Consider the following 22072-nt stretch of genomic DNA (forward strand, 5'->3'; position numbering starts at 1 on the left):
GCCTTCATGCACGCAGAAAAACGTACGCTGCTGGTGATAGCAGCCGCTGTGCTCCTGATGGGAGGCGTCATTGCCTGGCTCTTGAGCAGCAAGCCCACCACGGGCCCTGTGAAGGACAACGGCAAGGACGTGCTCCAGGAAGTGAACGGTTCCACCATCCAGGAAACGAAAAACGGGAAAAAAGTCTGGGAACTGACGGTCCAGTCCATGCTCTACGACAAGAAATCCCAGATCAGTCATATGAAAGGCATCAAAGGGACATTCTACCAGGAGGACGGCCGGAGCATGACCGTCACAGCCGATGAAGGGGAAGTCCACATGGATTCCAAGGACGTAGTCCTGACCAAGAATCCCCATGGCACCACTTCCGACGGAGGCGATGCGGTGGCCGACAAATTTACCTGGATCAACAAAGACCAGACCGTGGTGGGAGAAGGAAACGTCCGGCTGAAGAAGGGCGATACCACTGCCACGGCCCAAAAGGCCTCCTTCAATGTGGCCTTGGATCATGCCAAACTGGAACAGGATGCACACGTACAGAAGGGAGAATTCTAATGCTGAAAATAAAGAAGATTGCAATGCTGGGTCTCCTGGCAGGCCTTCTGTCCGTTACCTCTGCCTGTTGGGCGGCGTCCTCCATTACCGGGGACCAGGTGGAGTATGATTTCAAGACCGGCCAGGCCGCTGCGGTGGGAAATGTGAAGATCCGCCATGACGACGGCACCGCCAGTGCGGAAGAAGCTGACTACAACACCAAGACTGGGGAAGGGAAGCTCACCGGGTCCGTGGTGGCCGACCAGAAGGATGCCCACCTGACCAGTTCCGAACTGATCATCAAAAAGCAGGGGAAATTCCTCTCTGCCATCGGCAACGCTGTACTCCGGAAAGAGGACAAGACCCTCCGGGCTGCTCAGGTGGATTACGATTCCGATGCCCAATTCGCAGAGACCATCGGTTCCTGGGCTCAGCTCACCATGGATGACGGATCCAGCCTGGATTCCGCCAACATGAAGTACAATATGGCTACCGGCATCGCCAATGCGGACGGCAATGTGCGGCTGATCAGCCCCCCTCGGAACCTGACTGCCCGGGCGGACCGGGCCATCTACAATACGAAAGAAGCGGACGGGACCATCCGGCTCATCGGCCATGCCACCGCCACCCAGAACGATGATACAGTCAGCGGAGATACCCTGACCATCACCGGTGCCGGAGGAAAAGTGGCCATGGGCGAAGGGAATGTGAAAATGGTTGTGGTTCCCCAGGACAGCACCCCTAAAGAGGCGGAAACCGGAGCACAGCCGGTGTTCAGCCTGGCAGGGATGGCCAATGTGCCGGAATTCCTGTATAAGTTCTACAGTTGGCCCGGCCATCTCATGACCATCGGCCAGACCGAAATTGGATAAAGGGAGTCAAGAGTGAAGATACGTGCGGAAAAACTGGTAAAAGAATATGCCGGGCGGCGGGTAGTCAACGAAGTCAGCCTGGAAGTGGAGCAGGGGACCATTGTGGGGCTCCTGGGACCCAACGGCGCCGGGAAGACCACTTCTTTCTACATGATCGTGGGTCTGGAGCATCCGGATACCGGCCATGTGTATTTGGATGACGAGGATGTTACCGCTCTTCCCATGTACAGACGGGCCCTGAAGGGCATCGGCTATCTGCCCCAGGAAGCGTCCATCTTCCGGAAGCTGACGGTGGAAGAAAACATCATGGCCATCCTGGAACAGATCGAACCGGACAAGGCCAAACGGCTGCAGAAGATGGAAGACCTGATCCAGGAATTCCACATCGACCACATCCGGAAAAGCAAGGGCAGCGCCCTGTCCGGGGGCGAGCGGCGGCGGGTGGAGATTGCACGGGCCCTGGCCACGGATCCCGGATTCATCCTCCTGGATGAACCTTTTGCGGGCATCGACCCCATTGCAGTTGCGGATATCCAGGTGATGGTGGCTCATCTGGCCAAACGGGGCATCGGGGTGCTGATCACTGACCACAACGTCCGGGAAACCCTGAGCATCGTGGAACGGGCCTATATCCTCAGCAGCGGAAAGATCCTGGTGGAAGGCACCAGCCAGCAGGTGGCCCAAGACCCCGTGGCCCGGGAATTCTACCTGGGCAAGAATTTCAGAATGTGAGGCTGCCCATGTCCATCTTAGATAAATACATTTTAAAACAGATGATGCAGCCCTTCCTGTTCGGGGTGGCTGCCTTTTCCACCATCTTCGTGGCCAGTTCCTTCCTGTTCCGGGTGACCCAGTACATCACCCAATACGGGGCTTCCTATTCTTCCCTGATCCGGCTGTTCCTGTGCCTCATGCCGGAAGTGATCAACTACACCTTCCCTATGTCCATGCTGCTGGCGGCCCTTCTCACCATGGGGCAGCTGTCCAGCAACAGCGAGATCACCGCTATGCGCAGCGGGGGGCTCAGCTTCCGCCGGATCGCCGCTCCCATCCTGGCTGCCGGCTTCGTGGTGAGCTTGTTCTCCGTGGTGTGGGCGGAAAAGGTTGTGCCTCCTGCCAAAAGTGAATATGAACGGATCATCAAAGTGGAGATCAAACGGGATACCAAACCCCGGACCCAGGACCATGTGCTGATCAAACAGGTGTCCAAGGGCCAGTTGGTCCGTCTCACCTATGCCCGGACCTTCGACGAAAAGCAGGGGATGATGAAGGACATCACCATCGAGGATTGGGACAACGGGAAAGTGGCCCGGATCCAGCGGACTCCCCAGGCCAAATGGACCCAGGGGACCTGGATCATGGAAGGGGGCACCATCACCGACCTGACCGGCAAAGACGGGGTGGCTCGGACTATGACCTTCGACAAACAGGTGCTGCCCATCAGCGAGACTCCCAAGGCCATCACCCTGGACCAAAAAGATCCGGACCAGATGACCATTGGGGAACTGAAGATGTACATCGACATCCTGAAGCGGCAGTACATGCCCACCAGCAAGTATGAGATGGAAATCTACCGCCGGTTCACCGTGCCTCTGGCCAGTTTCTTCTTCGCCCTGATCGGGGTTCCCCTGGGGGTCCAGTCCCAGCGGACCGGGGCCTCCATGGGCCTGGGCTTTTCTGTGGTGATCATCTTCATCTATTATTCCATCATGACCTTCATGACCGGTCTGGGCCAAGGCGGCGTGATCCCGCCCCTTTTGGCCGCTGCCACTCCCAACCTCCTCTGCGGGGCCTTCGGGTGTTGGATGATTTATAAAAAGGATAATGTATAGCAAAAAAGCTGCCGGAAGGCAGCTTTTTGCGGTTGCGGGCCCTGAGTCACGGGTCGCGGGCTAATGAGACGTGAACTTTTGTTCACGGTATGATATAATAAATACCGTATATTGACAAGCAGCCGTACCTCCGGCTGCACCAACAAAGCCCGCGACCCGCGACCCGTGGCTCGCGACCCTGCCAAGGAGGGAATTCCCATGCTTCTCATCACTGCCGTCGATGCTTCCGGCGGCCTTTTGTTCAATCATCGGCGCCAGAGCCAGGACCGGCTCCTGCGGGCCCGTATCCTCGATCTGACGGGGGATGCACCCCTGTGGATGGATGAATATACGGCCAGCTTGTTCGACCCGCCAGCCGCCAATATCCGCGTAGCAGAGGACTTCCTGGAACAGGCCGGACCCGGGGAATACTGTCTCTTGGAAGACCAGAACGCGGCTCCTTATCTGGAAAAAATCGAGAAAATCATCCTTTACCGCTGGAACCGGGCCTATCCCGGAGACTTTTTCTTCGACATCGACCTGGATCAGGGGTGGCAGAAGGTCTCCGCGGCAGATTTTGCCGGATCCTCCCATGACAAGATTACAGAAGAGGTGTACATCAAATGAAAAAATTCACTGCGTTTCTCTCCGCTCTCCTGGTTTCCCTGTCCCTCCTCCTTTCTGCCTGCGGAGCTGCCAAACCGGCGGCCAATCAGGGGACTCCCAAAAACAGCACCAAAGTCACCCAGAAAGTGGGGAAGGATCAGCCTTCCTTTGACCTTTCTTCCATTCCCGCCTTCACCAACAAGCCCTATGTGGTGCTGAACAACAATGTGCCCGCTTTCCCCGATAAGGATAAGACCAAAAAGTCCTTTGAGCACTACAGCAATCTGGACAGCCTGGGCCGCTGCGGCCCGGCCTATGCCAATGTGGGCCGGGAGACCATGCCCACCCAGAAGCGGGGCCCCATCGGCAATGTGAAGCCTACCGGCTGGCAGACCGTGAAATACGAAGGCATTGACGGAAAATACCTGTACAACCGGTGCCATCTCATCGGCTACCAGCTCACGGCGGAAAACGCCAATCCCAAGAATCTGATCACCGGCACCCGGTATCTGAATGTCACCGGCATGCTGCCCTTTGAAAACATGGTGGCCGACTACGTCAAAGAAACCAATCACCATGTACTGTACCGGGTGACGCCCATTTTCCAGGGCAGTGACCTGGTGGCCAGGGGCGTCCAGATGGAAGCTTGGAGCGTGGAAGACAAAGGGGCCGGCATCCAGTTCAACGTGTTCGTCTACAATAACCAGCCCGGCATTACCATTGATTATAAGACGGGGAAGAGCCGCAAAGGATAAGAACGGCCCTATGAGAAGTCAGATACGGCCCTGAAGGGCCTTGAGACATCAGACGTCAGCTTTGTCCGGTATAGCAATAGATCCGATCTGCTTATCGCCGACAATCTGACGTCTGAAAGGCCCGCAAGGGCCGGCCTGACTTCTGCTATCTGATAAGCCCGTCAGGGCGGGTCTGACGTCCGATATCCAAAACTGGGGCTCCTCCACGAGCCCCAGTTTTATGCTATAATGTACAGGATAATATACACACGAAAGGAGAGCGCATCCCATGACCGGCATTACCCTGATCCTGGTTCTGGCCCTGATGGGCGGTTTGATTGCCTATCTGGGAGACAAACTGGGAAGCAAAATCGGCAAGAAACGGCTCCGGCTTTTTGGCCTGCGCCCTCACGACACCTCCGTGGTCATGACCATCGTCAGCGGTATCCTGGTTGCCACCCTAACCATCACCGTCCTGACCATCGCGTCCAAAGAGGTCCGCACGGCCTTGTTCGGCATGGAGAAGATGCGGGCGGAAATCGCTTCCCTGACAGCCACCCGGGATAAGGCCAATGAAGAACTTTCTGCCCAGAGTGCCAAAATCGAAGAACTGGACGGGAAAATCAGCGAAGCCACCCAGGCGGCGGAACAGGCCCGCCTCCAGCAGGCCCAGGCGGAAGCCCAGATGAAGGAAGCCCAGGCCCAGATGCAGCAGGCCCAGGCTGACTTGGAGCAGCTCCAGGCCCGGTACAACGAAGCCAGTGCCCGGCTCCAGGAAGCCCAGGCACAAGTCCGCCAGGCAGAAGCAGCCCGTGACCAGCTCCAGCAGGATGTGAAATCCTTGGAAGACACCGCTAAGAAACTCCGGGAGGGCATCGTGGCCATCCGGGAAGGGAATGTGGTGTTCCGCAGCGGTGAAATTCTCTATTCAGGAGTCCTGAAAGGGGGACAGAGCGAAGAAGCCACCCAGAAACAGGTCCAGGATTTCCTCAACGAAGCCAATATCCAGGTGGCCGGCCGGGTCGGGGTGGATCCCACCACACCGGTGATCTGGCTCAGCCAAGAGGCGGTGGAACAGGCCGCCCAGAAACTGGAGAAATACAAGGGGGATATGTACGTCCGGGTCTGTGCTGCCGGAAACATCCTTTCCGGAGAAGTGGTGGTTTCCCGGCTGGAAATGGCCGGGGATAAGGTGGTATACCCCCAAGGGACCCTGATCCTGTCCCAGACCATTACGGTCCAGCCGTTTACCAGCGAGCCGGATCTGGCCCTCATGGCTTTCCTGAAGTCTGTGAACCGGGCTGCCCAGGCCGACGGCGTGATTCCCAATCCCATCACCGGGGATGTGGGGGCCATTACCAGTACGGAACTGACCGCTGCTAGTGAAAAGATCCGCAGCCTGGGAGGCCGTGTGACCATTACGGCAAAGGCCCGCCGGGACATCACCGTGGCAGGGCCGGTGCTGCTGGATCTGGAAATCCGTCAGACAGGAGGGAGTGCCCATGTCCAGTGAAACCTTCTATCTTGGGGTGGACCCAGGACGGGATAAGACCGGGGCTGCCCTGGTAACGGGGGACGGCGCCCTGGTCCGCCAGGCCGTCCTGCCCACCGCCTGCTTTTTGGAGCACCTCCGGGATTTTCTGGGGGACGATGTCCCCGCCGGATGCATCCTGGGGGATGGCACAACTTCACAGGCCATGAAAGGGCAGCTAGAGGAAGCTTTCCCCCGGCTGCCTCTTTACCAGGTGGATGAATACGGCAGTACCCAGGAGGCCAAAAAGCTTTATTGGCAGCTCTTCCCGCCCCGGGGCTGGAAACGGCTGCTGCCGGCAGCTCTTTTGGATGCTCCGTCCGCGGTGGATGGACTGGCAGCTGTGGTTTTGGTCCGAAGGTATCTGCGTGATAAAACTGTGAAATAAAGACTGATAAGTCACATAACAGACTCATTGGTCATGTGAAGAAACAAGGTACAATCGGGTGAAAATGGAAACTTTCTCCCCTGTACCTTGTTTCTTTTTATTCCTCATGCTACACTGGCATTGTGAAGGAATTCACACCGTCCTGCCCAAAGGACAATGGATGGATGCTTCCAGGATGTGTACGTAGAGGAAACAAGGATACTCGCACGGAAAAGACTGGAAAACTCCGGAAAGGAACCTGGCAGCAGGACAAATCCAATTCAAGGGAGTGTTTCCTATGAAAAAATCTTTAGTTTTTGCCATGGCTATGGCTCTGGGTGTCAGCGCTACTGCTTTCGCTGCCAACCCCTTCTCTGATCTGCCTGCTGGCCACTGGGCTTACGGCGCTGTTGCCAAACTGGCTGCTGCCGGCGTAGTCGACGGCTATCCTGACGGCACCTTCAAAGGCGACAAGACCATGACCCGTTATGAAATGGCTCAGATCGTTGCCAAGGCTCTGGCCAAAGGTGCCATCGGTGCCGACGACAAACTGGTCAGCGAATTCGCTGATGAACTGGACAACCTGGGCGTCCGGGTTGCCAAACTGGAAAAGAACGCTGATAACGTAAAGATTACCGGGAACGTCCGTGCCAGCTACCGGGACAGCAGCGGCGGCAAACTGAAAGGTGTCGATGACAAATCTCAGTCCCGTCTGCGTACCCGTCTGTGGCTGACCGGTGAAGTCAACGACAACTGGCATTACGTTTCCATGCTGGAAAACAACCAGTACTTCCAGGGCAAGAACGAATCCGGCGATTCCGATACTTCCTTCCAGAGAGCTTATCTGAATGGTAACATCGGCGTCTGGAACATCACTGCCGGCCGTTACAGCAAGACCATTGCTGAAGGCAACGTGTATGATACCCGTGTGGACGGTGTTGAATTCAAAGTTCCTTTCGGCCAGACCTATTTCAGCGCTGCTTACGGCAAGATGGCCAATAAGGACAACTATGGCTGGACTGACGGTGATTTGGGGACCATCGCTGGCCGTAAATGGACCAAAGATGATTCCGTAGCTGACAAATTCTGGAACGCAGAACTGGGCGGCAGCATCGGCAACCTGGACCTGGCTGCTACCTACACCAAGGCTGACGATGTAAATCCGTACATCGACAACGGCCTGACCGGCGATGCCAAGATTTGGACCGTTGGGGCCAACTACAAAGCCGGCGACTTCAAGATCGGTGCTATGTACCTGAAGGGCGACGATGATACCTTGAAGTACAGCAACTACAAGAACGGCGATGATGACGGCTATGTCATCTCCCTGGGCTACAAGGGCGCTACCGCTTCCAAACCTGGTTCTTGGGGCCTGTTCGCCAAATACTACGATCAGGGAGCTCCCACCATCGTTTACCACACCATGAATGGCCTGTGGGATTCCTTCAACGGCGAAGGCTTCAAAGGCTATCAGGTGGGTGGCAACCTGACCCTGGCCAAGAACATGGTGGCTCAGGTTGAATACTACGACCTGAAGGGCAAAGAATCCGATGCCCATGCTCGGACCCTGTGGTCTCAGATGGTCGTAACCTTCTAATTCCACTGCTTCTTTGGGTATCCGCCCTTTTTAAGGGCGGGGGACCATGCAGAGCATGGTGGTGGATTCTTCCATCACCAATACAAAAAGGACGATTCTTCGGAATCGTCCTTTTTTCGCGCTATAAAATCGCAATATCGTGATAAAAACATGAATTTTAAAAAATAAAACATGCATGATTGTAAATATCAGTCAAATAAAATTCACATATTTGCATCTTTCTGTTACCTTGTGGTAAAATAAGTACGTGACAAAAAGTTGTCACAATAGTATTGTGAATTCCACAAGAACAGAAAGCTGAAGGAACCAGAGGAAACAAGGCGACTCGCGGCAGAATTCAGCAGGATGTCCTTACGGGATCCACTCCGACTTTCCTAAGGAGGAATATCCATGAAAAAGTCTTTAGTTTTTGCTATGGCTATGGCTCTGGGCGTCAGCGCTACCGCTTTCGCTGCCAACCCCTTCTCTGATCTGCCTGCTGGCCACTGGGCTTACGGCGCTGTTGCCAAACTGGCTGCTGCCGGCGTAGTCGACGGCTATCCTGACGGCACCTTCAAAGGCGACAAGACCATGACCCGTTACGAAATGGCTCAGATCGTTGCCAAGGCTCTGGCCAAAGGCGCTATCGGTGCTGATGACAAACTGGTCAGCGAATTCGCTGATGAACTGGACAACCTGGGTGTCCGCGTTGCCAGACTGGAAAAGAACGCTGACGCTGTGAAGATCACCGGGAACATCCGTACCCACTATGCCAACACCACTGGTGAACTGGCTAAAGGCCATGTAAGCAAGACCCGGTCCCGTCTGTTCTTCACCGGCGAAGTGAACGACAACTGGCATTATGTTGGGATGCTGCAGAACGAACAGCGCTGGGACAACGCCGGCAAGAATGATTCCGGTGACAACGACACCGACTTCCAGCGCGCTTACCTGACCGGTAACATCGGCGTGGTGAACGTGACCGCCGGCCGGTACAACGGCACCTATTCCGAAGGCAACGTGTATGATACCCGTGTGGATGCTGTGAACGCCAATGTGAAATTCGGCGCTACCTACTTGGGCGCAACCTGGGGCAAGATGGCCAACCTGGATACCTATGGCTGGACTGCTGCTGGTAAGAAAGACTCCAAGGCTGGCGAATACACCCAGGCTGTACTGGGTGGCGACATCGGCAACCTGAACCTGGAAGCCAACTACTTCCATGTGAAAGACATCGATACTGCTTGGATGACTGGCAAAGACAACATCTGGACCGCTGCTGCCACCTACAAGGCAGGCGACTGGACTGTTGGCGCTATGTACCTGCATGGCGATGCCGATGATAAGGTTGACGGTGTAGAACCCGACAACGATGGCTGGGTAGCCAAACTGTCCTACAAGGGCGCTACCGCTTCCAAACCCGGCAGCTGGGGCCTGTTCGGCAAATACTATGACCAGGGCGGCGCTACCTACATCGCCCACACCATGAACGGCAACTACGATGCCTTCGGTCCGGACGGCTTCAAAGGCTGGATGGTTGGCGGCAACCTGACCGTGGCTAAGAACATGGTGGCTCAGGTGGAATACTATGACCTGAAAGACAAAGGTGATACCAGCGATCATTCCAAGACCCTGTGGTCTCAGATGGTTGTTACCTTCTAATTCCAGAACGATTCCAAAGACGGTTCCTTCGGGAACCGTCTTTTTGCATATATTGTTACAAAAGATACAAGAAATAAGTTATGACAAAAAGAATAACTATACATATTGCTATTTATACAGAAATGTGATAAAAATATGACATATATACACTAGGAACTGGAACACCCATCGTACTCGCTTTATCCCGGTCAGCTGACGGAAAGCTTCCACCAGCAAAAGAGGCAACAAGGAAACTCCGCAGGGTGGAAGGATCCGTACACTGCCTGGATAAAAATAAACTCCAGGAGGAATCTCCCATGAAAAAATCTCTAGTCTTCGCCATGGCGATGGCACTGGGCATCAGCACCACTGCTTTCGCCGCCAATCCCTTCTCCGATCTGCCCACCGGCCACTGGGCCTACGGCGCCGTTGCCAAACTGGCTGCCGCCGGCGTAGTAGATGGCTATCCTGACGGCACCTTCCAAGGTGACCGGACCATGACCCGGTATGAAATGGCCCAGATCGTGGCCAAAGCCCTGGCCAAAGGGGCCATCAGCGCCGATGACAGACTGGTCAGCGAATTTGCCGACGAACTGGACAATCTGGGGGTCCGGATTGCCAGACTGGAGAAAAATGCAGACAATGTCAAAGTCACAGGGAACATCCGTACCCACTACGTCCACACCACTGGAGACCGGGGCAGGAGCAGCGTCACCAAGACCCGGTCCCGGCTCTTCTTCACCGGGGAAGTGAACGACAACTGGCATTATACGGCTATGCTCCAGAACGAACAGCAGTGGAACAACAAGGGGAAGAACGATTCCGGGGACAGCGATACGGATTTCCAGCGGGCCTTCCTCACCGGGAACATCGGTGCCGTCGATGTGACCGCCGGCCGCTATGGCGCCTTCTATGGGGACGGCAATATCTACGATACCCGGGTGGACGGCATCAACGCCAAAACGAAATTCGGGAATGCCTATGCAGGCGCTACCTGGGGCAAGATGGCCAACAAGAGCACCTATGGCTGGACCGGCCTCAATGAAACCGATAAGGAAAAACAAGCCAAGGCCAAAGCCTCCAAAGCCGGGGAATTTGCCCAGGCTGTACTGGGCGGCGACATCGGCAACCTGAACCTGGAAGCCAGCTATTACCATATCGAAGACCTGAAAACCGACTGGGTAAGCGGCTCCAACAACATCTGGACTGCAGCTGCCAACTACAAGGCCGGAGACTGGAATGGGGGCATCATGTACCTTCACGGGGACGCCGATGAATTGGTAAACGGTGTGGAACCGGACCATGACGGCTGGGTGGCCAAATTGGGATACAAGGGTGCCACCGCCGCCAAGCCGGGGAGCTGGGGCCTCTACGCCCAGTATTATGACCAGGGCGGCGCCACCTACGTGGCCCATACCATGTGCGGGGATTACGCGGCTTTCGGCCCTGCCGGCTTTAAAGGCTGGATGGTGGGTGGGAACCTGACCGTGGCCAAGAACATGGTGGCCAAGGTAGAATATTACGACCTAAAGACCCGGGACGCCAATGCTGACCTGGAAATCAAAGACGGCGACCACAGCCGGACCCTGTGGTCCCAGATCGTGGTGACGTTCTAAGGGGAAAAGGGAAGAGGGGCTGTTGCAGGAGCGACAGCTCCTTTTTTCTGCGTAAAAATGTACCAAGCTATACAATATTTTCCTTATAGACCAATCCCAGCTCGGCTCCATTGCGTTTACATACAAAATATGGTAAATTTATGAAAGATGACAGATTATTCACACTGGCTTTATCCCGGTCAGGCACTGGAACGCTTTTCTTGGAACAGAGGAAACAAGGAGACTCGCGGGAAGGGAAGGACGGAGCAGGGACTGCCTGGATAAAAATAAACTCTGGGAGGAATCTCCAATGAAAAAATCTCTGGTATTTGCTATGGCTATGGCCCTGGGCGTCAGCGCTACCGCTTTTGCGGCCAACCCCTTCTCCGACCTGCCGGCCGGCCACTGGGCCTATGGCGCTGTGGCTAAACTGGCGGCTGCCGGCGTAGTTGACGGCTATCCTGACGGAACCTTCAAAGGCGACAAGACCATGACCCGGTATGAAATGGCCCAGATTGTGGCTAAAGCCCTGGCCAAAGGGGCCATCGGTGCCGACGACAGACTGGTCAGCGAATTCGCTGATGAACTGGACAACCTGGGAGTCCGGGTGGCCAAACTGGAAAAGAACGCGGACAATGTGAAGATCACCGGGGCTGCCCGTTATGCTACCTATACGGTAAAGGGCGGAGCTGCCAAAGCTGCTTATGGTGGAAATGAGCATGGTTCCACTCTCCGTACCCGTCTGTGGTTCACCGGAGAAGTGAATGACAATTGGCATTACACCGCCATGCTCCAGAATATCCAGAGCTTCGAAGGAAAGAATGAATCTGGGGACAGCGATACCGAATTCCAGAGAGCTTACCTGAGCGGGAACATCGGGGCTGTGAACCTGACCGCCGGCCGTTACAACGCTTTCTTCTCCGATGGGAACGTATTCGATGACCGGGCCGATGCCATCGAAGGCCGGATCAACTTCGGCAAGACCTATTTCGATGCAGCCTGGGGCAAATTGGCCAACGATGTGAACTATGGCTGGACGGCAGATGGGGATAAGAACCAATCCGCTGCAGATACCTTCTATGCCTTTGTATTGGGCGGCAACTACGGCAACCTGCATGGAGAAGCGACCTACCTGAAAGCCAATGATGTAAAAGCCATGGGCATGCAGGGCGATGACAAGATCTGGACCCTGGGAGCCGATTATCAGGCTGGCAAGCTGAATATCAATGCCATGTATCTGAAAGGCGATAATGACTACATCGATACATTGAGCGGAGCTGATGATGACGGCTATGTGGTGGGCTTGAATTATGCCGGTGCTGAAACCAGCAAACCGGGCACCTGGGGCCTGTATGCCAAATATTATGACCAATCCGCTCCTACCGTGCTGGCACACACCATGAACGGGGATTATACGATGTTCGACACCTATGGCTTCAAAGGCTGGATGGTGGGCGGCAATCTGACCGTGGCTAAGAACATGGTGGCTACGGTGGAATACTTTGACCTGAAAGGCAAGGGCGGCGACTTGGATAACAGCCATGCCCGTACCCTGTGGTCTGAACTAAACGTTACTTTCTGATCCGTACCAACCGGATACCTACTGATGGGCTGTGCAGGCCTGGCCGATGGGAAACTGTCGGCCAGCTGTACAGCTTATTTTTTATGTAACAATTTGTACAATAATTATCTTATATCATAAATTTGATTTCACCATATTGCCATTTTTCGCAAAATATGTTACAAATATGCAAGATGACACAAAATTCACACTCAGAAATCATACTTGCTTTATCCCGGTCAGCTGCCGGAAAGCTTTCACCAGAACCAGAGGAAACAAGGAGACTCGCGAAAATGGGGGAAGTGGAAGGGACTGCCTGGATAAAAATAAACTCTAGGAGGACTCTCCAATGAAAAAATCTCTAGTCTTTGCCATGGCCATGGCACTGGGCGTCAGTGCCACCGCTTTCGCAGCCAATCCTTTCTCCGATCTGCCCACTGGCCACTGGGCGTACGGCGCTGTAGCCAAACTGGCTGCTGCCGGAGTCGTCGATGGCTATCCTGATGGGACCTTCAAGGGCGATAAGACCATGACCCGGTACGAAATGGCCCAGATCGTGGCCAAGGCGCTGGCCAAAGGGGCCATCGGTGCCGACGACAGACTGGTCAGCGAATTCGCTGACGAACTGGACAACCTGGGAGTCCGGGTGGCCCGGCTGGAAAAGAACGCGGACAATGTAAAGATCACCGGTACGGCCCGGATCAGCTATGCAGATAAAAAAGGCGGGGCTTTCAAGGGAGATGGCAGCGGCAATTCCCAATCCCAGCTCCGTACCCGTCTGTGGTTCACGGGGGAAGTGAACGACAACTGGCATTACCTGGCCATGCTCCAGAATAGACAGTATTTCCAAGGTAAGAATGAATCCGGGGACAGCGATACCGATTTCCAGAGAGCGTACCTGAGCGGGAACATCGGCGCCGTGAACATCCTGGCCGGCCGTTTCGACGATTACATCGCTGGCGGGAACCTGTACGATGACTTCTCCGATGCGGTCCGGGCGGAAGTGAAATTCGGCCAGGGCTATCTGTCCGCAGCTTGGGGCAAGATGGCCAATACGGATCGGTATGGCTGGCAGAAATATGATCCGGCCAAAGGGATCTTCGAAAAAAATGATTCCGTAGGGGATACCTACTGGAACGTGGCTCTGGGCGGCAACTGGGGGAATCTCCATGGAGAAGCCACCTACACCAAGATCAACGACCAAGACTTCGGGGCCATGGCCGGCAATCCTGGTCTGGACCGGTATGACAACAAGGTCTGGACGGTAGGCGCCGACTACACCGCCGGGAAATGGAAAGCCAGCGCCCTGTACCTGAAAGGGGATGCGGATGCCCATGGTGCAGAAGATGCGTTCGACGATGACGGATACGTATTCGGCCTGAGCTATGCCGGTGCCGAAAACAAGAAACCGGGCAGCTGGGGCCTCTATGCCAAATACTATGACCAGTCCGCAGTGACCGTGGTTTCCCACACCATGAACGGCGATTGGTACATGTTCCCCTACACCGGGTTCAAAGGCTACATGGTGGGCGGCAACCTGACCCTGGCCAAGAACATGATCGCTTCTGTGGAATATTATGACCTGAAGAACAAGAGTGCAAGCGGCTTCGAAGACTTTACCAACCAAGGCCATGCCCGCACCCTGTGGTCCGAGGTGAACATCACCTTCTAATCACCTGATTGGAAGCAAAAAAACGGCTCTCCCCATAGGAGGGCCGTTTTTCGGTCTCACGCCGAAGAAGAAGTCAGAAACAGCCCCAAAGGGGCCTTGAGACGTCAGCTTTGTTCGGCATAGCAGCAAATCCGTCCTGCTTTTCGCAAACAATCTGACGGCTGTCCTCTGAAAGGCCCAAAAGGCCGGTCTGACGTCTTTATTTCCCCTCCTTGCCAAATTAATTAGCACGGTGTATAATTTGTGAAGTAAAGTTAGAAAAAACTAACTTATTTTTCTTTCCCTTCCCTGCGGCGCTGGCGGAGGAAACACGGCAACTCCTGCTGGCTGGGAAGGAAAGAGGGAAACCACAAGGAGGCTTTACCTATGGATAAAAAAATGATGCTGGCCCTGGCTCTGGCCTTGGGCATCAGCGGGACGGCCCTGGCGGCCAATCCTTTCTCCGATCTGCCTGCCGGCCACTGGGCCTATGGAGCTGTAGCCAAACTGGCGGCGGCCGGGGTGGTGGACGGGTTCCCTGACGGTACTTTCAAAGGGGACAAGACCATGACCCGGTACGAAATGGCCCAAATCGTGGCCAAGGCTCTGGCTAAAGGAGCCATTGGCGCCGATGACAAACTGGTCAGCGAATTTGCGGACGAACTGGACAATCTGGGCGTTAGAGTATCCAAACTTGAAAAGAACGCAGACAATGTCCAGATCACCGGGGAAGTACAGATGAGTTACCGGAATGATTCCGGGGCCGCCACCGGCAAGGGCAGCGAATCCGATCTCCGGACCCGTCTGTGGTTCACCGGGGAAGTGAACGACAACTGGCATTATGTGGCCATGCTGGAAAATCACCAGTACTTCGGCGGCCGGAACGAATCCGGGGACAGCGATACGGATTTCCAGAGAGCTTTCTTGGACGGCCGGATCGGGGTCTTGGAACTGAAGGCCGGGCGGTATGATGAATTCCTAGCAGATGGAAACATTTACGATAACCCGGTGGACGGGATCAAGGCCAAGGTACCCCTGGGCCATGCTTCCTATCTCCAGGCTGCCTACGGCAAGATGGCCGATGTGTCCGGGTTCGGCTATATGAGCGATGAGGAAAAGGTATCCACCGCCGACAAGTTCTGGACCAGCGAACTGGGCGGGGACATCGGCAACCTGCACCTGGCGGCCACCTACACCAAGGCGGACAATGTGACCTTCCTGGATGGGGCGGACAATGAGATCTGGACCGCCGGAGCCGGGTACCAGGCCGGCAAGCTGGGCATCAACGCCATGTACCTCCGGGGCAGCAACGACTACGAAAAAGACCGTGACTGGGACAAGGACGGCTGGGTGGCCGGGCTGACCTACGGCGGGGCTGAAAGCGACAAGCCGGGCAGCTGGGGCCTTTTGGCCACTTATTATGACCAGAGCGCTTCCACGGTGATCGACCATACCATGGATGGCAATTGGGATGCCTTCATCCCAGGAGACAACGGGATCACCAACGGGTTCAAAGGCTGGAAAGTGGGGGGCAACCTGACCCTGGCCAAGAACATGGTGGCCGAAGTGGATTACTACGACCTGAAAGGCAAAGAAGGGGACCAGAACGGGAAACACGCCCGGACCCTCTGGAGCCAGCTGGTGGTGACATTTTAAAGAAGGGGGATGAAAATATCACCCCCCGGTCGCGGGTCACGAGCCTGGACGTTTCATCCGTTTGTCCTTTTCCATATAATGATAAGATAAGGTCGAATGGAAACTGTAAAATGGAATCTTGGGTCCATGCCAACAAGCCCGCGATTTACGACTTACGACTCGCGAGCAAAGCGGCTGTGAAGAAATGGTTTTTCATTTCTTCACAGCCGCTTTTTTTTAATTGGAATAAAGTGATCGGTGCTTTATCTCCATGTATTGCATTGGGTCATCTGGTCCACCAGGGAGGTCCCGCTGCCGGCCATCAAATCCACTTTGCTGACTACCACCTGCATGATCCGGTTCTTCACCACGCCGCTGGAGGTTTCCATGCCGTAGGAAGCCAGGGAGTGGATCATATAGGGGGTGCCATTGTAATTGCCCAGCACCATCATTACATGGTAGGGGGTGAACAGCAGGGAGCCGGGGGCTGCAGTTTTGATGTAGGCCAGTTTCTCCCCATGGGTCAGACACTGGAAGCTTTTTCCTGGGAAGGACTGGGCCTGCTCATCTCCGTTCCGGGGCAATTGGATCCCCATGGTCCGGTACACATCCTGGACGAAAGAGGAGCAGTCCACACTGTTATGCATGCCGCCCCAGCCGTAGGGAGCTCCCAGATGTTTGAAAGCCATTTCGATGGTATTGTTGGCCGTATAGGGCAGGTAGCCTTGGTGGAGATCCGCTCCATAAGCGGCTTTTACCGGGACGATCAGGAGATAGCCTTGGTGGTTCCGGGTGGGCAGGAGCAGGTTCCCGTTCCGGGTGGGGATGGCGGCACCCATTTGGTACAGCTGGGGTTGGGAGCCGGCCTGGAGGGTCAGGATCCGTCCGGTGACCACCGCCGGAGCGTCCGGAGCGGCGTAGGTCTGCCAGGTCTTGGCATCAGTGATGGCTACTTTGTTCCGGGGAACCCAGCCTCGATAGTGGGGGGTCCGGACAAAGATGAAATTTCCCTGGGGATTGGTGTGGTACACCCGGACCGGAGTGGCCGGATCCACAGCCGTTTCCTGCCAGTTGTCGAACTGGGTATCGGAGGCGGAATCGAAGGCTCGCTGGAGGGTGGGAAAGGAACGGAGATCCACCCGGTCCACCACCACTCCGTATTTCACCGTATTGGTGGGACGGATATTGGCTTTGGCGTCCTGGACCAGCTGGGCGGCAAAGGTGTGGCTGATGGGCGCCCCTTGGATATACTGGTCTTCGTCCATGCCGAAGGAATTCACATAGCCGGTGAGTTTGTCGCCGGAAATGGTGGCGCCCAGATCCTGGATGGAATCGCCGAAAGTGGCTTTGTCCATCTGGGCGTTCATGGCACGGATCCGTTCCGGGGTGGCCAGGACGGTGTTCCCGGCAGCAGTGGTCCAGGCGGAAGGTTTGGTCAAAGAAGCCGGTGTGCCGGGCATGGCCGCCGCAGCCAAAGCCACAGATGCGGACAGGCAGAGGGCACCGGTCAAAAGGGATATACGATGGAAAGCATGCAGCAAAATGATAACCTCCTTTACATAGCGTCCCTATTATACCATAAGAAAGGCTGTTGCATGAGCAACAGCCAGGTAAACAGTCAACTGTCAACGGCCGGGAAGGGCGTGCCTTTGGCCCGCCCTACAGCGTTGGTGTCGGATGCTCGATTACGAGAATCTGGGAAATGGATTTTTCGATAATTCCGTTTCTGTGATTTTTCGTTGTTCCTATGACTCCAACGTGGTAGGGGCTCCCCGCAGGGGAGACCGTCCCGGCCGCCCAGAGGGCAAATATGTTCAGCGGAAAATGCCTGGCATTTGGCATCCAAAACGATGAACGATGAACGACCAACGATGAAACCTCAGGTCCCCCGGCCGCTGACTGCCTTTCTTATGGTATAATATCCCCTGTGATACACCTAACGGAAAGGACGGAAACGGCAATGGGAAAATATGTGATCGCCCGGCCGGTGGTCAGTGAACTGGTGGTGGAAAAATCCCGGTTCCTGTGCACCCTGACACGGGTGGAGAGTGAAGCCGAAGCCCAGGGGTTTGTCCGGGCCATGAAAAAGAAGTACTGGGATGCCACCCACAACTGTTCCGCCTACATCGTGGGGGCGGACAACCGGGTGGAACGGTCCAATGACGATGGGGAACCCAGCGGGACGGCGGGATCTCCCATGCTGGAAGTGCTGCGCCGGAAAGAGCTCTACAATACGGCTGCGGTGGTGACCCGGTATTTCGGAGGCATCAAGCTGGGGGCCGGCGGTCTTACCCGGACCTACGGAAAAGCCGTGGCACAGGCGGTGGACGAGGCCGGCCTGGCGGAAAGGGTGCCCATGGCGGACTGCAGCTTCCTTTGGTCTTTGGACGATGTAGGCCGGGTACTGAACTTATTGTACCAGCAGTCTTTGTTTACGGTGGGGGATGTGGAATATGGCAGCCGGGCAAAGCTCCATCTGGTGATGCCGGAGAGCCGGAAGGAGGAAGCAGAGGCCTGGCTGACTGAAAGTCTCAGCCGGCCGGTGCAGCTGGAAGAGGAAAGGAAGTTCTTCAAAGAATGTCCCGTCCTTTCCCGGCCTTGATTTTCCACCCATATTACAGTACACTTATCATATTGTACATTTATGAGATGATGGGGAAAGTACATCTTAGAAAGCAGGCTCGATAGAATGCTGAAAAAAACTTGTGCGGTCCTGATGAGCTGCCTGGTCCTAGGGGCCACGCCAGCCCCTGTCTGGGCAGCAGATGCCAGTGGTGCTGTAAAGACGCTTACACGTACGGAAAACAAAGTAACGGTAGAATGTCCGCAGGTAACCGGCGGCAGCAGGGCAGCTGATGAAAAAATCAACCGGGCCCTGAGCAGCCAGGCGGCTTCTTTTGCCAGTGAAGCTTCCACCTTGGGCGGAGGGAAGGTCCACTATGATGTCCACAAATCGGATGGGGAGCTGATCAGTTTCACCTTGGTCATGACGCCCAACATGGGTGTGGAAGAAAGCCTCGGTATGACTTTTGACCGGAAAACCGGAGATCTGCGGCCATTGAGCTACTATTATACCAAAGACCAGCTGGCAGGACTGGCCCAGAACGGGCTCCAGTACCTGTACGACGTGGATCCGGCCAAGCTCCAGACCCTTCCAGATACTTATTATGTGGATAAGGACGGCAGTCTGATCGGGGTCTACCATGCTGGTGCCGTGCTGGATAAAAGCGAGGGAGAAATCGAGATCAATCTTTCTGCTGCGGGCATGGATGCGGACGGCAATGTAACGGCAGCTCCCATCGACCACAGCAGCGGATCTGCGGAGGAGACGCCGGCTCCAGCTGACACGGCTGACAAACCCGCTGGTGCGGCAGTTGCGACCGGGGAAAGCACAGGGACTGGCCTGGCCAAACTGAGAGCTCGGATCGCTGCCCGGGAAAAAGCCCAGGATGAGGCCCAAGCCAAAGCCGATGCCAAGGCAAAGGCCAAGGCGGAGAAAGAGGCCCGGGCCAAAGCGGAAGCAGAAGAACGCCTGAAGGCCCAGCAGGAAGCGGAAGCCCAGGCCAGGGCAGAAGCACGGGCCAAAGCCCGGGCGGAAGCCAAAGCCAAGGTTGAAGAACAGGCACGGAAAGAGGCTGCCCAAGCTGCCAAGACCCAGTCCGCAAAGGAAACCAAGGCAGCAGAAGCGGCGGCCGGCAGCCTGACAGCCGTGGCCAAAGGGGCTGATGCAGCTGGGAAGACCGCTGCTGCCGCAGCCAAACAGGCCGTGCTGGAACCTAAACCAGAAGTCCAGAAGGCAGAACAGGCTCCTGCCCGGCCGATGACTGTGAAGGAAAAGGTGGCGGCCATCCAGGCTCAGGAAGCCAAAGAAGAAGCTGCCCGGGAAGAAGCCCGGATGAAGGAACTGGTGGCCATCCGGGAAGCGGCAGAGAAACGGGCTGCTGAAGAAAAGGCCCGCCGGGAAGCGGAAGAACGGGCGGCAGAAGAAGCCCGCCGGGCAGCGGAAGCTGCTGCGGAAGCAGAACGGCAGGCTGAGGCACAGCGCCAGGCGGAAGCAGCACGGGCTGCAGCTGCGGCGCTGGATACGGATGTGAGCGGGGCCGGGGTGATCACTGGCACGGAGGTGCGGATGCGGGATGGCGCCGGCCTGGACAGCGGCGTCATCGGTGTCTTTAGCCAGGGTGAGTCGGTCCAGGTGCTGGGCAGCACCCGGGCGGACGGCATGACCTGGTACAAGGTGAGCCGCAGTGACGGCTCCACCGGCTATGTGGCTGCAGACTACTGCAGCCTGGGCAGTGGAGACGGCAGTGCCGGTGCTTCCGGCACCATCACTGGCACAGAAGTGCGGATGCGGGCCAGCTACAGCACGGACAGCGAGGTGCTGGGGTATTTCGAGAACGGCGAAACGGTTGCCATCCTGGACGATGTGACCAGTGCCGGACAGCGCTGGCTGAAAGTCCGCCGGAGCGATGGTTCCGTGGGCTGGGTATCCGCTGATTTCTGTGCCCAAGGCTGATCCTGTGAAATCTTTTTTATGACTGGAAGGTCAGGGACGTTCGTGATACAATGACTACATCAAAGGAGAAGGAGGCAGACCGTGATGAAAAAGATGGGACGGATCATCGCCGCACTATGCTGTCTGCTGGGTCTGACATTCCCCATGGATCGAAAAGCGGATGCTGCTGCAGCTGGAACCATTATCGGTACGGAAGTGCGGATGCGGAAAGGCGCAGGGACGGATACGGAAATCCTGGGTTATTTTGAGGATGGAGAAAAGGTAGAAGTCCTGAAGAGCAACGTGAACGAGGGCCGAAAATGGTATGAAGTGAGCCGGAAGGATGGAACCCTGGGCTGGGTGGCCGGAGAATACTGCCGGGTACAGGAAGGGGCCCTGATCCCTTCAGAGACCCGCCTCCAGGACCGGAAGGGCCGGATCACCGGTACGGAAGTACGGATGCGCAGCGATCCCAGCCAGAACGGGGATGTGCTGGATTATTTCGCCAAGGGGGAAATCGTGACCATCCTGGATGCAGCTGATGGAGGCGGTATCCACTGGACCAAAGTGGAACGGGAAAACGGGGATATCGGCTGGGTTGCTTCTGATTACTGCCAAGAACTTTAATTTTCTGGCCAAAGCTTTCCCGGATGTGATAAAATAAGAGAAATGACTACTAGGAGGTTTGTAGCAATATGAAAAAATTCTGGCAAACGCTGTCTGCCGTCGCTTTCAGTGCAGCACTGACGCTGCCTGTCTTCCAGCAGGCGGAAGCAGGGACTTTTACGTTTACGCCGTCCAAGCCGGCAGAAACCACCGCCCAACAGCAAACTCCTGCTGCAACGCCTCAGGTGAAATCCCTGAAATTGGCTGTGGTGCCCTTGATGATCGGGGAAAAGGTAGAAGACAATGAAGGGATGAAACCCATCGTTTTCAGCAATGAAATCGCCAAGGCTTTCCAATATCCCGAATATGATATGGTGGATTCCGATGTGGTCCGGAAAGTGGCTCTCCAGGAACAGGACAACCTGTTTACCCAGGCCGGGCTGGAAGCAGTAGCCAAAGCCAGCGGCGCTGACGTGGTCATCGTCATGGCTGTGGACAAGTTCGACGTAACGGAAGACAACTTCCGCAGGGAACCCATGACCATCCTGGATTACCAGGGGCGGTTCGCTACGGTGAACATGCTGAACCACAAATTCAAAAAAGACAACTGGCATTACGGAAGGGAAATGGAATCTGGAGCCATCAATCCCCGGTCCGACTGGCCTCATCACGAATTCGGCCTGTTCTGCCGGAGAGAGCTGAAAAAAGTGATTAAGAACAATAAATAAAGGGGGTGTGAAAGAATCCACACCCCGGGGCCGCGGGTCGCGGGTCACGGGTCGCGAGCCAGGAGGTTCAAGCCGTATGTCCTTTTTCTATAGGAAGGGTACGACAAAATCGTCTGGAACTTGCAAAAC

General features: G+C 55.7%; 19 protein-coding genes. 18 read left to right on the forward strand and 1 reads right to left on the reverse strand.

Going from position 1 to position 22072, the window contains the following annotated elements; all coding sequences use genetic code 11:
• Positions 1-6: 6 nt before the first annotated feature.
• The 14 genes from lptC (at position 7) to BQ2657_RS05590 (ending at position 16135) form a co-directional block, all read left to right on the forward strand.
• Positions 7-555, forward strand: coding sequence for an LPS export ABC transporter periplasmic protein LptC (gene lptC / locus BQ2657_RS05525; protein ID WP_075579726.1), 549 nt, complete (start codon positions 7-9; stop codon positions 553-555).
• On the forward strand, positions 555-1406 hold the full coding sequence (locus BQ2657_RS05530; protein WP_187119179.1) for an LptA/OstA family protein: 852 nt from the start codon (positions 555-557) through the stop codon (positions 1404-1406). Before lptC ends, BQ2657_RS05530 begins: the two co-directional genes overlap by 1 nt.
• A 12-nt stretch (positions 1407-1418) precedes the next feature.
• Positions 1419-2138, forward strand: coding sequence for an LPS export ABC transporter ATP-binding protein (gene lptB, locus BQ2657_RS05535; protein ID WP_075579727.1), 720 nt, complete (start codon positions 1419-1421; stop codon positions 2136-2138).
• 8 nt (positions 2139-2146) lie between these two features.
• The gene (locus BQ2657_RS05540; protein ID WP_075579728.1) at positions 2147-3238 is read left to right on the forward strand and encodes an LptF/LptG family permease; all 1092 of its coding nucleotides are present in this window, start codon (positions 2147-2149) and stop codon (positions 3236-3238) included.
• 198 nt (positions 3239-3436) lie between these two features.
• Entirely contained in the window at positions 3437-3844 is a 408-nt protein-coding gene (locus BQ2657_RS05545; protein ID WP_075579729.1) for a ribonuclease Z, read from the forward strand.
• The gene (locus BQ2657_RS05550) at positions 3841-4578 is read left to right on the forward strand and encodes a DNA/RNA non-specific endonuclease (RefSeq protein WP_075579730.1); all 738 of its coding nucleotides are present in this window, start codon (positions 3841-3843) and stop codon (positions 4576-4578) included. The genes BQ2657_RS05545 and BQ2657_RS05550 overlap by 4 nt, the downstream gene beginning before the upstream one ends.
• A gap of 268 nt (positions 4579-4846) precedes the next feature.
• The gene (locus tag BQ2657_RS05555; protein ID WP_075579731.1) at positions 4847-6070 is read left to right on the forward strand and encodes a DUF3084 domain-containing protein; all 1224 of its coding nucleotides are present in this window, start codon (positions 4847-4849) and stop codon (positions 6068-6070) included.
• Positions 6060-6476 (forward strand): RuvC family protein, encoded by a 417-nt coding sequence (locus tag BQ2657_RS05560; protein WP_075579732.1) that lies wholly within the window; start codon positions 6060-6062, stop codon positions 6474-6476. The genes BQ2657_RS05555 and BQ2657_RS05560 overlap by 11 nt, the downstream gene beginning before the upstream one ends.
• A 277-nt stretch (positions 6477-6753) precedes the next feature.
• On the forward strand, positions 6754-8052 hold the full coding sequence (locus tag BQ2657_RS05565) for an S-layer homology domain-containing protein (RefSeq protein WP_075579733.1): 1299 nt from the start codon (positions 6754-6756) through the stop codon (positions 8050-8052).
• A 390-nt stretch (positions 8053-8442) separates the two neighbouring features.
• Positions 8443-9693, forward strand: coding sequence for an S-layer homology domain-containing protein (locus tag BQ2657_RS05570; RefSeq protein ID WP_075579734.1), 1251 nt, complete (start codon positions 8443-8445; stop codon positions 9691-9693).
• 296 nt (positions 9694-9989) lie between these two features.
• Positions 9990-11288 (forward strand): S-layer homology domain-containing protein, encoded by a 1299-nt coding sequence (locus BQ2657_RS05575; protein WP_075581006.1) that lies wholly within the window; start codon positions 9990-9992, stop codon positions 11286-11288.
• A gap of 289 nt (positions 11289-11577) precedes the next feature.
• The gene (locus BQ2657_RS05580) at positions 11578-12849 is read left to right on the forward strand and encodes an S-layer homology domain-containing protein (RefSeq protein WP_075579735.1); all 1272 of its coding nucleotides are present in this window, start codon (positions 11578-11580) and stop codon (positions 12847-12849) included.
• Positions 12850-13177: 328 nt separating this feature from the next.
• Positions 13178-14500 (forward strand): S-layer homology domain-containing protein, encoded by a 1323-nt coding sequence (locus tag BQ2657_RS05585; protein ID WP_075579736.1) that lies wholly within the window; start codon positions 13178-13180, stop codon positions 14498-14500.
• Positions 14501-14866: 366 nt separating this feature from the next.
• Positions 14867-16135, forward strand: coding sequence for an S-layer homology domain-containing protein (locus tag BQ2657_RS05590; protein WP_075579737.1), 1269 nt, complete (start codon positions 14867-14869; stop codon positions 16133-16135).
• Between the two features lie 242 nt (positions 16136-16377).
• Here BQ2657_RS05590 and BQ2657_RS05595 read toward each other — a convergent pair whose 3' ends face one another.
• Complete coding sequence (locus BQ2657_RS05595; protein ID WP_083236187.1) at positions 16378-17655, reverse strand: C40 family peptidase; 1278 nt, start codon at positions 17653-17655, stop codon at positions 16378-16380.
• Positions 17656-18074: 419 nt separating this feature from the next.
• Here BQ2657_RS05595 and BQ2657_RS05600 point away from each other — a divergent pair, with 419 nt between their 5' ends.
• The 4 genes from BQ2657_RS05600 to BQ2657_RS05615 all read left to right on the forward strand — a co-directional run bounded on the left by BQ2657_RS05600 (position 18075) and on the right by BQ2657_RS05615 (position 21943).
• Complete coding sequence (locus BQ2657_RS05600; protein ID WP_075579738.1) at positions 18075-18716, forward strand: YigZ family protein; 642 nt, start codon at positions 18075-18077, stop codon at positions 18714-18716.
• A gap of 87 nt (positions 18717-18803) precedes the next feature.
• Positions 18804-20630 carry an SH3 domain-containing protein gene (locus BQ2657_RS13080; RefSeq protein ID WP_075579739.1) on the forward strand — a complete coding sequence of 609 codons (1827 nt, stop codon included), beginning with the start codon at positions 18804-18806 and terminating at the stop codon, positions 20628-20630.
• Between the two features lie 84 nt (positions 20631-20714).
• A complete protein-coding gene (locus BQ2657_RS05610; protein ID WP_075579740.1) occupies positions 20715-21236 on the forward strand; it encodes an SH3 domain-containing protein in 522 nt (173 codons plus the stop codon).
• Between the two features lie 68 nt (positions 21237-21304).
• A complete protein-coding gene (locus tag BQ2657_RS05615) occupies positions 21305-21943 on the forward strand; it encodes a hypothetical protein (protein ID WP_075579741.1) in 639 nt (212 codons plus the stop codon).
• The last annotated feature ends 129 nt before the right edge of the window (positions 21944-22072 follow it).

It is taken from the genome of Acidaminococcus massiliensis (assembly GCF_900095825.1).
GTDB classification, from domain to species: Bacteria; Bacillota; Negativicutes; order Acidaminococcales; family Acidaminococcaceae; genus Acidaminococcus; species Acidaminococcus massiliensis.

Bases quoted from the DNA above. Each gene is read 5' to 3' on its own strand.
- BQ2657_RS05565 (WP_075579733.1), top strand. From the start codon at position 6,754: ATGAAAAAATCTTTAGTTTTTGCCATGGCTATGGCTCTGGGTGTCAGC.
- BQ2657_RS05550 (WP_075579730.1), top strand. From the start codon at position 3,841: ATGAAAAAATTCACTGCGTTTCTCTCCGCTCTCCTGGTTTCCCTGTCC.
- BQ2657_RS13080 (WP_075579739.1), top strand. From the start codon at position 18,804: ATGCTGAAAAAAACTTGTGCGGTCCTGATGAGCTGCCTGGTCCTAGGG.
- BQ2657_RS05560 (WP_075579732.1), top strand. From the start codon at position 6,060: ATGTCCAGTGAAACCTTCTATCTTGGGGTGGACCCAGGACGGGATAAG.
- BQ2657_RS05575 (WP_075581006.1), top strand. From the start codon at position 9,990: ATGAAAAAATCTCTAGTCTTCGCCATGGCGATGGCACTGGGCATCAGC.
- BQ2657_RS05610 (WP_075579740.1), top strand. From the start codon at position 20,715: ATGAAAAAGATGGGACGGATCATCGCCGCACTATGCTGTCTGCTGGGT.
- lptC (WP_075579726.1), top strand. From the start codon at position 7: ATGCACGCAGAAAAACGTACGCTGCTGGTGATAGCAGCCGCTGTGCTC.
- BQ2657_RS05530 (WP_187119179.1), top strand. From the start codon at position 555: ATGCTGAAAATAAAGAAGATTGCAATGCTGGGTCTCCTGGCAGGCCTT.
- BQ2657_RS05600 (WP_075579738.1), top strand. From the start codon at position 18,075: ATGGGAAAATATGTGATCGCCCGGCCGGTGGTCAGTGAACTGGTGGTG.
- BQ2657_RS05540 (WP_075579728.1), top strand. From the start codon at position 2,147: ATGTCCATCTTAGATAAATACATTTTAAAACAGATGATGCAGCCCTTC.
- BQ2657_RS05580 (WP_075579735.1), top strand. From the start codon at position 11,578: ATGAAAAAATCTCTGGTATTTGCTATGGCTATGGCCCTGGGCGTCAGC.
- BQ2657_RS05570 (WP_075579734.1), top strand. From the start codon at position 8,443: ATGAAAAAGTCTTTAGTTTTTGCTATGGCTATGGCTCTGGGCGTCAGC.
- BQ2657_RS05555 (WP_075579731.1), top strand. From the start codon at position 4,847: ATGACCGGCATTACCCTGATCCTGGTTCTGGCCCTGATGGGCGGTTTG.
- BQ2657_RS05590 (WP_075579737.1), top strand. From the start codon at position 14,867: ATGGATAAAAAAATGATGCTGGCCCTGGCTCTGGCCTTGGGCATCAGC.
- BQ2657_RS05585 (WP_075579736.1), top strand. From the start codon at position 13,178: ATGAAAAAATCTCTAGTCTTTGCCATGGCCATGGCACTGGGCGTCAGT.
- BQ2657_RS05545 (WP_075579729.1), top strand. From the start codon at position 3,437: ATGCTTCTCATCACTGCCGTCGATGCTTCCGGCGGCCTTTTGTTCAAT.
- BQ2657_RS05615 (WP_075579741.1), top strand. From the start codon at position 21,305: ATGAAAAAATTCTGGCAAACGCTGTCTGCCGTCGCTTTCAGTGCAGCA.